The organism is Pseudonocardia xinjiangensis, from assembly GCF_050948425.1.
Classification (GTDB): domain Bacteria; phylum Actinomycetota; class Actinomycetes; order Mycobacteriales; family Pseudonocardiaceae; genus Pseudonocardia; species Pseudonocardia xinjiangensis.
Genome location: NZ_CP192009.1, coordinates 194,150 through 206,599, shown reverse-complemented (window position 1 = coordinate 206,599; position 12,450 = coordinate 194,150). Strand labels below are relative to the sequence as shown.

The following is a 12,450-nucleotide window of genomic DNA, read 5'->3' as shown; positions in this document are numbered from 1 at the left end:
GCACGTAGCGAGGAGCACTCCCATGAGCCAGATCGTCCTGACCGCCGTCGGCGACCTCACCGGCAACGCGCGCCTCGAGAAGGACCCCGACCTGACGGTCGGCGCCGAGGACGCGCTCGTCCGGATGGAGGTGTCGCCGATCAACCCCGTCGACTACCTGTTCTCGAACGGCTACTACGCGCTGCAGCCGGCGATCCCCGCGGTCCTCGGCTCCGAGGGCGTCGGCCGGGTGATCGAGGTCGGGTCCGCCGTCGACCGGTCGCTCGCCGGAAAACGCGTGGTCGTTCTGAGCCCGTACGAACAGGGCGTGTGGGGGGACACCGTCGTCGTTCCCACCCGCAACATCGTCGTCGTGCCCGAGGACGTCGACGCGCAGCAGCTGTCCATGGCGGTGGTCAACCCGGTCACCGCCCACCTGATGCTCACCAAGTACGTCGGCCTCGAGCCGGGCGACTGGGTGGGCCAGACCCTCGGGAACTCGGCCGTCGCCCGCAGCGTGATCGCCCTCGCCAAGATCGCCGGCCTCAGGACGCTCAGCCTGGTGCGGAGCGAGAAGGCCGCAGAGGAGGCCAGGGCCGCGGGTGGCGACATCGTCCTCGTGGACGGCGACGACCTGGGCGACCGGATCGTGGCGGCACTGGGTGGCGACAAGCTCCGGCTGGTCCTCGACGGCGCGGGCGGGAGTGTGCCGGGGACGCTGGCGACCGCGCTCGAGTTCGGCGGCACCGTCGTCAGCTACTCCTCTCCCACGGGTGAGCCGCCGGCGGTACCGCTCGGCAACCTCGTGTTCAGCGAGCTCGCGGTCCGCGGGTTCTGGCTGACCAACTGGGTTCGCAGCGCACCCCGGGCCGAGATCGAGAAGGTCGTGGGCTACCTCGTCGACCTCGTTGCCCGCGGCGTGCTCGCCGTGCCCGTCGACTCCACCTACCCGCTCGACCGGTACGAGGAGGCGTTCGCCCGCAACGCCTCGCCGGACCGCGCCGGAAAGGTGCTCTTCACGTTCCCCCACGCCTGATCTGCACCGGCTCGCTCCGTGGCGGCCCCTCCGGCGGCGTCCCCGTCGGCGGAGGGATCGCGCGGGGGCTCAGCTCTTCGCGATGTCGCCCTTGACGTTGTCGAAGAGCCGGTTGTCGGCAGGGGTCACGACCGTGGGCGTGCCCTTCAGCATGACGCCCGTGCGGTTGCCGAAGATGGTGTTGCCGGCGAGGTCGAAGGTGCCGTTGCCGTCGACGTAGACGCCGTAGCGGGTGTTCTCGCCGATGACGTTGCCCCGCACGGTGGTCTCCACGGCATCGCTGACCAGGCGGATGCCGTCCTGCTGGTTGCCGCGGATCTGGTTGTTCTCCACCACGTTGTCCTTGGCGGTCTGGCCGACGGCGATGCCGGACTCGGTGTTGTCGTAGACGCGGTTGCCGCGCACGGTGTTGCCTGCCGACTCGTTGATGTTGATGCCTTGGGCGGCGTTGCCGAAGGAGTCGTTGCCTTCGACGATGTTCCGGTCGGAGTGCAGGTAGAGCACGATTCCGTGGTGGTCGTTGGCGTAGACCACGTTGTCGCGGATCACGCTGTCGGTGCAGTCCTCGGCCAGGACGATCCCGTGCTTGCCGTTGTTGTGCACGATGTTGCGTTCGATCAGCATGCGGCGCGAGCTGGTGTGCGGGTCGATGCCGTACAGCTCGTTGTGGTGGAACTCGTTGTCCTGCACCGTGAGTCCGTCGACCCGGAACGAGTAGAGCCCGTAGAACAGGTGCGACACGACGCTCGTGGTGATGCCGCCGGTGGCCGCGGTGCGCCACGACATCCCGTAGGACTCGACCTCGCCGTAGCCGAGGTAGCGCACCTCGGAATGCTGGATCTGCATCCGTGCGCCGTCGCGGGCGAGCAGGAAGGCGCGGCCGTCGAGGCTGTCCGCGTCGGCGTGGCCTGCGGCGGTGTCCCATGAGGTGACGCAGGTTCCGGTGATGTCGAGGGCACCCCCGAGAACCTTGACGGTGACGAAGCCCGCCGGGCTGCTGCCGAGCTTCAGCCAGCGCACGTCAGGGGCGGTGATCTGCAACGAGGCGCCGGTGAGCACCTGGAGGTCGGCCCCGAGCAGCCACTCCCCGGGGGCCACCTCGCGCAGCGCCGCCGGGTTGCCGACCGCGCTGCTGAGTGCGGAGAGGCTGACGCCCTCGCCCGAGGCGAGCACGATCGTGTTGGAGGCGGGGTCGAAGCTCACGCCCGCGCGGGACGGCGTGCCCGGTTCGGCCGCAGGCACCGGCGGAGCTTCCCGGGTGCAGGGCCGGGCCGGGTCGACCACCGGTTCCACCGGGATCGGCCGGCGCGCCAGTGGTTCCGGACTTGCCGGGGCGTAGGCGTTTCCCAGCAGAACGAAGGCACCGCTCAGCAGACCGAGCACGGCGATCAGCAGCACGGCCCGGACGGCGGTGACCGGGATCCGGGGAAACCCGGCCGTTCGACGTCTCCAGCCGGCTGTGCGACTCGTCATGACGGGGCTCCGTTCACTCCGCAGTCGGGCGCCGCGGCGCCTGGCGGTGCAGGTGGTGGGGTCGAGGTCGAGGAGACGGCGAAGTCCGCGAAGTCGGCGTGCTGGTCGGTGGGGCTGGCCCAGCTGGAGTCGTCGCCGCCGAAGAAGGTGGAGAAGAACAGGCCGTCGATACGCAGGTCGGGGGTGGTGCGGAACTCGAGGCCGGGGTGGTCGAGGACGAGGCGGTCGTCCTGCCAGACGGTGATGCGGCCGTTGGCGAGGCCGGGGGTGTTGAGGGTGATGCGTTGGTGGAGCTGGGTCCAGCGGCCGGGGGTGAAGGTCCAGCAGCCGCGGCCGAGTGAGGTGCCGTGTTGCTGGGAGGTGGGGAGGTAGGCGTAGACCTCGCCGGCGCCGTCAGTGCGCCACATGTAGCGGGTGGAGAAGCCGTTGGTGCCGTCGGGGATGTGTTGGCCGCTGGTGACGGTGCCTCCGTAGAGGCCGGGGAGCTTCCCGCCCTTGACGAAGTCGAAGTCGGGGGAGAAGCGGAGTTGGTAGCGCAGGTCGAGGGTGTCGGTCGCGGTGCTGGTGTCGGGCAGACGGAGGTAGGCCTGGGTGCCGCCGTCGGGGCCGCCGGCGGCGCGGCTGGCGGAGCCTGCGGGGTAGGAGACGCGGAGCAGGATCCCGCCGGGGGCGTCGGTGGTGGTCAGGAGCTGGGCCTCGTCGAGACCGAAGCTGCCGTGGTCGTCGTAGACGAGCCCGTTGCCCAGGAACTGCTGCAGGTCGGTGGAGGTGACCACGGAGTCCACCTCCGTCGGGGTCGGCTCGACCGGGCCTCTCCCGCCGCACGCCGCGACGGCTGCCACGACGACCAGCACGCCGGCAGCCGCGACGCAACGCCGCAGGGTGTGGGACCGCGTCACCGTCACCCTCCGCTCGAGGGGAGGACGGGCGGGGGGCGGCGGTGCGCTGTGCCGGTGCGGCGCTGGCGGCGGGTGTGGACCTGTTCCAGGACGATGGCCAGCAGGATCAGGGGGATGCCGATGGCGCCGAGGAGGTTGAGCGGGGGCAGGCTGAGCTCGTTGGGTCCGGCCTGGCCGACCTGGCCGCGGACGGCTTCGAGGGCGTGTACGCGGGAGGCGGTGAGCAGGAAGGGGCTGCCCTCGGCGGCGTTGATGCCCAGGGCGGTGGTGGCCACGTCGACGTTGTCGGCGTGTACGAGTTGGGCCGAGCGGGAGCGGATGCCTTCCTGGGCGTGGTCGATGACGGTGCCGGAGATGGTGGTGGCGGCGCCGACGTCGATGCCGGTGGTGCCGCCGGTGATGTGGCCGCCGATGATGCGGGTGTCGGGGCTGAAGGTCCGCACGGTGTCGAAGGCGACGCCCTCGGCGACGAGGTCCTGCACGAGCACGCCGGTGGTGTCGGGGGTGGCGACGATGCCGTCGTGGCCGCCGCGCAGTCTCAGCCCGGTCACCGTGACGGTCCTGGCGCCGCGTTCGATGCGCACCCCGGTGGCGGAGTCGCTGACCTGCACGCCGGTGACGGTGACGTCCCGGCCGCCGACGGCGACCCCGGCCACCCGGGCGCCCTGGAACGTCGACTCGCGCAGCGCCAGGCCCTGGGTGCTCTTCTCCACCACCAGGCCCCGCCGACCACCGGTCGTCCGAATGTGGTCCAGCACCACGTTCGTGCTGTTGATGTGGGTGAACACACCGACCGGCTGGTCGGTCGCACTGAAGTTGGTCACCACCGTGTCGGCCGAGCGGCTCACCCGCAGACCACCCGACTTGTCGGCGGCGGTGGAAACATCGGTGACCTGAGCGCCCGTCTGACCGATGAGGACGAGTCCGAACCTCCCGTTGCCCGTGGTGGACACCTGGGTGATGAGGCGGCCGGCGCTCCCCGCGGTCAGCCGGCTCGCGGGTCCACCGGCGGGCCGGGCCGCGGTCTCGGCCGCGACTACCATCCCGTTGCCGCCGTTTCGCTCGGCCCGGATGCCGGTCATCATCGTGGCGCGATCGCCGCGCAGGACGATCCCGTCGCCGACGGAGTCGCTGACGGTGACCTGGTCGAGGCGCACGGCGTCGGAGCGGGACAGTTGGAGCCCGGTGCTGTTGCGCGCCAAGGTGGTGCGGACCAGTGCGCCGCTGCTGTCCGCGCCGAACACCACGGCGGCCCGCCCGCCGTCGCCGATGTCGGAGTCCGGGGCGGGGGTGCCCAGGTCGGTGATGGTGGTGTCCGTGGCATCCAGGTGTCCGCGGGCGGACACCACGATCGAGGAGCGCCCGGCAGCCGGGGCTGCACGTTGGCCGGTGGCCGGGTCGGCTGAGGTGATGGTCAGCCCGCGAAGGCTCAGCCGCCCGCCGCCGGTGTAGAGGGACGCGGTATCGGCGGTGCTGGAGCCGCCGGCGAGGGCGAGCGTGCGGATCCCCGAGACGTCCCCGGCGATGTCCATCGCGGTGCCCGGGGTGAGGACCACCGTGGCGGCCAGCAGCGCGGTGTCGGCGCTCTCACGCAACCAGGTCGGGGGCAGGGACCGGTCGAGCACGGGCAGGGTGACCGGGCCGGGACGCAGCGGAACCTGCTGGGCGAGGTGCCCGTCGGCCACCACGTCGACCCGGGTGGCGCGCACGATCGCCATCCGCGTCGGCCGGCCCCGCCCCTCCCACGCCGCCCGGATCCGGCCGGCCGCGGCTGCCCGGTCCCCCGGGTCCCCGCCCGGCGGCGGTTGGGCCGGGAGCATCGAGGCGGCAGGCGCAGGCGAACCGGCCGTGGCGACCGACGGCGCGGTCACCAGGCCGACGAGGGTGATGAGGGCACAGGCGAGCAACAGCCAGAGGCTGTGCCGGTGAGACCGGGACCGGTCCCGGGTACGACTCATGCGGAGATTTCCTCCGGTGTGGACTGGTCGCCGTCAATGCTGGTCCGCACGACCACACCGTTCTCCACAGCCACCTCACGCGTGAGCCAACGCTGCTTCCGGATCGTGCACAACGCCTGAATCTTGATCAACGCCATCAACCACGACACCACCACATAACCCGGAATATAGAAAAACGACGACGGCCGCCGCCGCAGATGCGGCAACAACTTCGCCGACCGGCTGAGCTGCCACCACAACGCCAACACCACCACGAACACCCAATGCCCCGCCACGATCGACGACACCATGAACGCCAACCCCAGCAACAACGTGAAACACGCCACCGCCTTGTCGATCATCGTGTACGCCAGGAACGGATGCCGCCACACCCACCGCCGCGACAACGCCCGCAGATCCGACCGCCACGTGTTCCGCGCCCACCGCAACCGCTGCCGGCAGAACACCCGCCACCCGTCCGGGAACGTCGACCACACCTCCGCACTCCGCTGCATGTACGTCCCATGCCCACGCTCCAAGATCAACGTGGTCAACCGCTTGTCATCCCCCGACAGACACGGCACCCCCCAGAACGTCTCATGCATGAACTCGTCCTCGACCTCCACCAACAACGCCCGCCGATACACCGCCGTCCGCCCCGACAGACACGACACCGCCTGCCCCAACAAACTCTGACTCGCGTTCTCATCGAAATACCGATGATCCAGGAACATGTCCGTGATCCGCGCCAGAAACCCCGACGACCCGTACACACTCTGCCGCGTCCCGACCCCCCCGATCCGCGGATCAGCAAACGGCTGACACACCTGCGCCGCCACATCCGGCGCCCAGATCGTGTCCGAATCCACCAACGCCACCAACTCGCTGCTCGCCGCCCGCCACCCCCGCCGCAACGCATCCCGCTTCCCCGGCACCTCGGTCACCACCACCGTCACCGGATACCGGCCCGCGATCTCCCGACACACCACATCCGAGGCATCGATCACCAAAATGACCTCGACAACACCCTCATTCGCCAACCACGACTCCACCGCCGCGGTGAACACCACCGGATCCTCCTGATACACCGGCACCACCACACTCACCGGCAACCGGAAATCATTCACCACCGGCCGATACAACACCGCCGGCACCCGCCGCACCAACCAGCACGACCACCGCACCAAACCCAGCACCCCCAACGGAGTGCCCAACACGTAGTAATAAAGCGGCAGACTCATGCCCGCCCGGCACCCCCCACCGCCTCCCGGCCCACCACACCCTCCACCTCACGACGCATCACCGCCGCCAACCGCTCATTCGTCGCCACCACCGCCCGCAACAACGGCATATCCACCCCCACCCCCGCCGCGAACCCCACAAACCCACACGTGTCCTTCGGCAGACACGCCCCCCCATACGGCGCCCCACCCCGAATCCCGTACTCCGGGTTGAACGACCCCTCCGCCGACCGCGCCACCGTCGCCGCCACCGGATCCAACGACACCCCCACCTCCCGCGCCACCAACCACATCTCGTTCCAAAAACTGATCTTCGTCGCATTGAAGATGTTGTGCGCACACTTCACGAACTCCGCCTCAGCCGGCGAGTCGAACGTCCGCAACTCCCCACCGAACGACGCCAACAACCCCACCAACCCCGCCACCGTCTCCGGATCACGCGACCCCACCACCGTCATCCACGGCGACCGGAAATCCTCCTCAGCCGACGCCGCCCGCAAAAACTCCGGATTCGCCGCCAACCCGAACCCCACCCCCGCCACCCGACCCGAACACCGCTCCAACACCGACCGCACCAACCCCTCGGTGGTGCCCGGCGGAACCGTCGACCGCACCACAACCGTGTGGCGACCAGGAGAGTCCGCCAACGCCTGCCCCACCGACGTCGTCCCCGCCGTGAACGCCCGCAGGTCGTACTCCCACCCCACATTCGGCGTGGGCAACGTCAAGAACACGAACGAGTCCAGCTCGTCACGGAGATCCAACTCCGCACGCGCATCCAACCCGTAGACCGACCTCAGCTCATCCAACCGAGAAGTGTCCGTGTCGATGAAGGTCACGTCGTGACCGGCGGCCAGGAAACCCCGCCCGGTGGCCACTCCGACCACACCCGAACCGATGATGAAGATCCTCGATGCCTGCATCTGACAGCGCCCTTCCATTCTGGAGAACAATTCGAACCCGCGGGGCAAGCTGGCTCTCGGAGACGACGAAGCGAGCGTTACCAGCCGGGATTCGGTCACCAAGCGCTACAACTGCCGCACCCGGAACGTACAGCAGAATCAGGGTTTCCCCAGGTCAGGCGGCATACCACCACCCGAAAGTCGTGGTTGATCTATCGCCTGATACCCAACTGCACGCCACTAAACCTGTGAACCCAACCACATCGGGGGATATCTGTCCCATCGGCTGACCGTGACGGCGTCCACACCAATAGGGCAGCATTCCGTTACCGACCGTCAACAAGCCGAGGACCTACGTCCCACGGCAGATACAAAGATCGCGCTCGACAAGCGGCGCCATCACAGAAAGTCGTTGATTCCGGTGGCCGCGGGCGACCGCCCGGTTCACCACATCAACGACCGGAAAACTTTCCGGCACCGCGCCGTCCGGGGACGTCGGCCGGCCCCGGACGGTCCGGCCACCCGGGAACCGGGGCGGAACTTCACCCGGAGTGGGCCGCCTGCAGCGAGTGGACGACCACCTCGCCGACGGGATGTCGGCCTCGAGCTCGCCGTTGTAGAAGACCTGCACGCGGCTCCCCGCCGCCACGATCCGGAGTTCGTACGGGTGCCCAGGCGGCAGACCGGGTCGATCACCCTCTCGCCGTCACCGTCCTCGTACTGGGCGACCAACCGCTCGCCCTCCAACCGCACCTCGAGGACGTCGTCCTCGGCGTCGTGGATCTGCGCCGTGACCACGTCGGGTTTGACCGCGGGCAACCGCGTCACGGCCTGCCGGACCGACAGCGTGTGGGTGCCGGCGCGGTTGGACCAGTCGGCCTTCCGGTCCCCGTCCATCTCCCGCACTTCGGAGCGCGGACAGCTGCTGCCCGACGTGGTGACCCCACCGGCGTTCGCGATGAAGACAACGCCGTCCCCCGCCTGGTCGAGGTGGAAGTACGGTCCGGCAGGGTCAGGTACCAATCCGACAGGTCCAGCAACTGGCCCGGGCGCCGGTTACGGACCGGAGGCGGGGCAGAAGGCTCCGAGGTCGGGGCGGCACCGGAGCGGCGGTCGGGGAGGGAACTGCCGTCGGCGCGGGAGGGGTGAGCGGCGGGGGCGGCGGGCTCGGGCGGGCACAGCCGGCGACGACGGCCACCGGCCCGAGAAGCGCTGCCCGGACCGCGAGTATCGGCCGGGTTCTGCGCCGGAATCCGACCCTCTCCGGCGATCCACTCCGGCCACCAGTGCGAACCATCCGATCCCCGGGTTTCCACAATGCCCTTTCTCGCCGTTTTGCGATAATCTGCGCCGGAATGACCGGATACTCCCCCGGGGTGATCGACTTCACCTTCCCCCGGTCAGGGGGTCGGATAACCTTCCGTGCACCAGCAACTTCGGCGGGTGCTTATCGAGTCGATGGTGACTTCGCAGCCACCGTCATGCCGGAGCACCGGTCGACCTGTCCTGATGGGTGCCCGATGCCACTTCCCCGCCCGCCGTTCGATCCGGAGCTGGAGATGGCGCGCCGCACTCTGCTCGCCGGGATCCCGTCCTCGATCACCCCGGATATGGTGCAGGCCTCCCGCAGCCGGGTCGCGGGATCGGCCGTCCCGGTCGAGCGGCTCATCGCCGGGCGGCCGATCGGTGTCAGACATGCCGAAGCTCGCGGGCTGGCCACCGAACCGGATGTCACTCTTTCCGTTCTGCGCCGCCACGACGCACCACAGGGCGCGCCCGTCGTGTATTTCATGCACGGCGGTGGCTTCCTGTTCGGCGACCGGTTCAGTCAGATCGAGCTGGTCCTCGACTGGATCGAACGGCTCGGCGTCGTCGTCGTGACCGTCGAATATCGGCTGGCCCCGGAGAATCCGCATCCCGCGCCGATCGAGGACTGTTATGCCGGGCTGCTCTGGACCGAGCAGAACGCGCGCGAGATCGGCGGGAACCCGGATTTCCTCGTCGTGGCGGGAGTCAGCGGTGGGGGTGGTCTGGCGGCGGGACTGGCGCTGCTGGCCCGTGACCGCGGTGGCCCCCAGCTGGCCGGACAGCTGCTCATGTGCCCGATGCTGGACGACCGCAACAACAGCGTGTCGGCCCAGCAGTTCACCGGCGTCGGGATGTGGGACCAGGTCAGCAACGCCACGGCATGGGCGGCCCTGCTGGGGAGCGAGCAGGGCACCGACAGTGTCAGCCCCTACGCCGCGCCCGCCCGCGCCACCGACCTGTCCGGTCTGCCGGGCGCGTTCGTCGACTGCGGATCCACCGAGACCTTCCGCGACGAGGACGTGGACTACGCCACCCGCCTGTGGGGAGCCGGGGTGCAGGCCGAACTGCACGTGTGGCCCGGAGCCTTCCACGGCTTCGACACGTTCCTGCCCGGCGCCGCCCTGTCCGTCGACGCGCGCCGGGCCCGGGAGAGCTGGCTGAGACGCCTCATCACGGGCTGAGCCGGCGCGGAGCACCACGAGCCTCTCCCCGCGAGCCACCTCACACTCGATGCCGACGACCTCCGCGAGCCGGGCGCGGTGAGCCGGCGGAGCAGCCGCCTGTCCGGACCGGGCCGCTCGGATCCCTGGCGGTCCGCGTTCCACGTGCAAGACTGAGCGGGTGTCCTGGCCTGCGGAGCTCCGCACCAGGTTGACCGGAACCGATCCGGGCCTGGTCCGACTCAGGCTCGCGGCGATCGGCACGGCCTCGATGGTCCTGGCGACCGCCGTGATGGCCGTGGTGAGCGCCGTCGCCAAACAGCCCGTCACCGTGCTGCTGTTCGCCGCCGTGCTCGCGATGATCAGCAGCATCTCGGTCAACGAGCCCGATCTCCGTCGCAGCAGGGTCACCACGGCACTGATGCTCGTTCCGGCGGCGGCGGCGATCACGGCGGGGGCGTTGCTGTCGCGCCACCACATCCCGGCCGACGTGGTGTTCGTCGTGGTGATGATGCTCGCGGTCTACGTCCGCCGCTTCGGCGCCCGCGGGTTCGCCCTCGGCATGGCGGGTTTCAACGCGTACTTCTTCACCCAGTACCTGCAGGCCACGCCCGCCCAGCTGCCCTGGCTGCTGCTCGCGGCGTGCGTCGGCGTCGGGTCGACACTGCTGCTACGCGGCGTGCTGTTCGTCGAGCGGCCCGGGCGCACACTCGTCCATCAGCTCCGTGCCTTCGACGCCCGCGTCCACGACCTCGTCGGCGCGGTCACCGAGCTGGTCACGGGCGGTACCCCCGAGCTCGACGCGCGGCTGCGGAACGTGCAGCGCAGGCAGACGCGGCTCAACGACACCGCGCTCGCGGTGTCGGTCACGGCGGACCGTCCCGGGTCGGAGCTGCCCGGCGGCGGCACCGGGGCCGACGTGCCCGGCCACGTACTCGACGTGGAGCTGGCCGCGGAGCGGCTCGCGGTCGCGAGCGTCCGCATGGTCATGGAGGACAAGTCACTGGCGGACGACGCGAGCCGGATGCTCCTGGACGGCCTGCACGGGCTGCTCGCGGCCACCGCCAGCGGCACGCCGACGGCGATGGTCACCGCGCTGCTCGACTGCGCCGAACGCAGCGTCGCGCCCATCGTCGGCGAGACGCAGGGCCACGGCGACCGGGTCCAGCGCGTGGCGTTCGCCGTGACGCGGCTGGCCTGGGCGCTCCGGGCGCCGCTGGCCCCGGAGCAGCCCGTCGCACCTGCCGCGGCCACCGGTCCCGACCCCGACACCGGGGACGTGACCGACGACCGCGCCCCAGCTCCCGCTGCGTCCTCCGGCCTCCTCCTGACCACCCGCCAGGCCATCCAGGTCGGCGTCGCCACCAGCCTGGCAATCGTCGTGGGCGAGCTCGTCTCGCCCTCCCGCTGGTACTGGGCGGTCATCACGGCGTTCCTCGTGTTCGCCGGCACCAGCAGCCGCGGCGACGTGCTGACCCGCGGCTGGGGACGCATCCTCGGGACGATCGGCGGGGTGCTCGCCGGGGTCGGTCTCGCGGCCCTCGTCTCGGGTAGCCAGCTGACCGCTCTGATCCTCCTGTTCGTCTGCATCTTCCTGGGGATCTACCTGGTGCAGATCTCGCCGGCGCTGCTGGCGTTCTGGATCAGCGTGGTGCTCGCACTCCTGTACGGGCTGATCGGGCAGTTCAGCGTGGCCCTGCTGGTGCTGCGGATCGAGGAGACCGCGGTCGGCGCCGCGTTGGGCATCATCGCCGCGTACGTGGTGCTGCCGAAGCGCAGCCGGGAGGCGTTCGGAGAGGCCCTCGACGACCTGGTGAACGCGGTCGACGACGTGCTCTCCACGTCGGTGGACCGCATCGTCGGCCGGCACCCGACCACCCCGTCCGTGGAGCTGGCCCGCAACCTGCACGACGCGCTGGCCACCCTGCGCGCCCGCGCCGCGCCGCTCGACAGCCCCCTGCCGTGGCGCCGCCAACGGTCGAGCTACCACCGGACACTGCAGATGCTGACCGGCGTCGAGCACTACGCCCGTTCCCTGGTCCGGCTCTCCGACGAGATACGCGCTCCGGACTGGATGACGGTGTGCCCGGCGGCGGAACGGGTCCGGGGCAATATCGACGGCCTGCGCAACGCGCTGCTGCGCCGCGACGGCGGGGAGATCCGGTCCGCGGAGGACGTGATCGACGCCGCGGAGTCCGACGCGGCCCACCATCCCGAGCCGCCCCGCTCCGGCCTGCTCACCGTCAGCCGGGTGCTGCGTCGGACCGACCAGGCCGTGGTCGCGCTCGCGGACGACCTCAGAGCGGGGAACCGGGCCCCGGCGCCGGACCCCACGAGCGCACCGGAGCCGACCGGCTCGACGCGGTAGACCCCTCCCCCGGGATTGCAGCAAAGCCACTTTCATGCAATCTCGTTGCCGCAACGTGGCTTTGCTGCAAGTCCTGGCCGCTCTTGACCTTGCCCCCGGGTCAGCCCGGACGCTCGTGTCACCGGGCACCGAGCCCGGAACGAGGAG

Annotated in this window: 9 protein-coding genes; 3 read left to right on the top strand and 6 right to left on the bottom strand. The window is 70.3% G+C overall.

Features of this window, described 5'->3' with window-relative positions; translation table 11 throughout:
* Positions 1-22 precede the first annotated feature (22 nt).
* Positions 23-1,015 carry a zinc-dependent alcohol dehydrogenase family protein gene (locus ACQPZA_RS00980; RefSeq protein WP_433277536.1) on the top strand — a complete coding sequence of 331 codons (993 nt, stop codon included), beginning with the start codon at positions 23-25 and terminating at the stop codon, positions 1,013-1,015.
* A gap of 69 nt (positions 1,016-1,084) precedes the next feature.
* On the opposite strand, the gene ACQPZA_RS00975 is transcribed toward ACQPZA_RS00980, so the two are convergent.
* From ACQPZA_RS00975 to ACQPZA_RS00950, 6 genes are all read right to left on the bottom strand, one after another.
* On the bottom strand, positions 1,085-2,488 hold the full coding sequence (locus tag ACQPZA_RS00975) for a right-handed parallel beta-helix repeat-containing protein (RefSeq protein WP_433277534.1): 1,404 nt from the start codon (positions 2,486-2,488) through the stop codon (positions 1,085-1,087).
* On the bottom strand, positions 2,485-3,387 hold the full coding sequence (locus ACQPZA_RS00970; RefSeq protein ID WP_433277532.1) for a polysaccharide lyase: 903 nt from the start codon (positions 3,385-3,387) through the stop codon (positions 2,485-2,487). The genes ACQPZA_RS00975 and ACQPZA_RS00970 overlap by 4 nt, the downstream gene beginning before the upstream one ends.
* 2 nt (positions 3,388-3,389) lie before the next feature.
* A complete protein-coding gene (locus ACQPZA_RS00965; protein ID WP_433277530.1) occupies positions 3,390-5,345 on the bottom strand; it encodes a right-handed parallel beta-helix repeat-containing protein in 1,956 nt (651 codons plus the stop codon).
* Positions 5,342-6,565, bottom strand: coding sequence for a glycosyltransferase (locus ACQPZA_RS00960; RefSeq protein ID WP_169400643.1), 1,224 nt, complete (start codon positions 6,563-6,565; stop codon positions 5,342-5,344). Before ACQPZA_RS00960 ends, ACQPZA_RS00965 begins: the two co-directional genes overlap by 4 nt.
* Positions 6,562-7,488, bottom strand: a complete 927-nt coding sequence (locus ACQPZA_RS00955) for a hypothetical protein (protein WP_433277528.1) — start codon at positions 7,486-7,488, stop codon at positions 6,562-6,564. The genes ACQPZA_RS00960 and ACQPZA_RS00955 overlap by 4 nt, the downstream gene beginning before the upstream one ends.
* Before the next feature lie 423 nt (positions 7,489-7,911).
* A complete protein-coding gene (locus ACQPZA_RS00950; RefSeq protein ID WP_433277526.1) occupies positions 7,912-8,490 on the bottom strand; it encodes a polysaccharide lyase family 7 protein in 579 nt (192 codons plus the stop codon).
* Between the two features lie 497 nt (positions 8,491-8,987).
* Here ACQPZA_RS00950 and ACQPZA_RS00945 point away from each other — a divergent pair, with 497 nt between their 5' ends.
* Positions 8,988-9,956, top strand: a complete 969-nt coding sequence (locus tag ACQPZA_RS00945; RefSeq protein WP_433277525.1) for an alpha/beta hydrolase — start codon at positions 8,988-8,990, stop codon at positions 9,954-9,956.
* 160 nt (positions 9,957-10,116) lie between these two features.
* Complete coding sequence (locus ACQPZA_RS00940) at positions 10,117-12,303, top strand: FUSC family protein (RefSeq protein ID WP_433277523.1); 2,187 nt, start codon at positions 10,117-10,119, stop codon at positions 12,301-12,303.
* Positions 12,304-12,450 lie beyond the last annotated feature (147 nt).

Coding starts and splice junctions, on each gene's coding strand:
- ACQPZA_RS00980 (WP_433277536.1), top strand. CDS start 23: ATGAGCCAGATCGTCCTGACCGCCGTCGGCGACCTCACCGGCAACGCG.
- ACQPZA_RS00975 (WP_433277534.1), bottom strand. CDS start 2,488: ATGACGAGTCGCACAGCCGGCTGGAGACGTCGAACGGCCGGGTTTCCC.
- ACQPZA_RS00965 (WP_433277530.1), bottom strand. CDS start 5,345: ATGAGTCGTACCCGGGACCGGTCCCGGTCTCACCGGCACAGCCTCTGG.
- ACQPZA_RS00960 (WP_169400643.1), bottom strand. CDS start 6,565: ATGAGTCTGCCGCTTTATTACTACGTGTTGGGCACTCCGTTGGGGGTG.
- ACQPZA_RS00955 (WP_433277528.1), bottom strand. CDS start 7,488: ATGCAGGCATCGAGGATCTTCATCATCGGTTCGGGTGTGGTCGGAGTG.
- ACQPZA_RS00945 (WP_433277525.1), top strand. CDS start 8,988: ATGCCACTTCCCCGCCCGCCGTTCGATCCGGAGCTGGAGATGGCGCGC.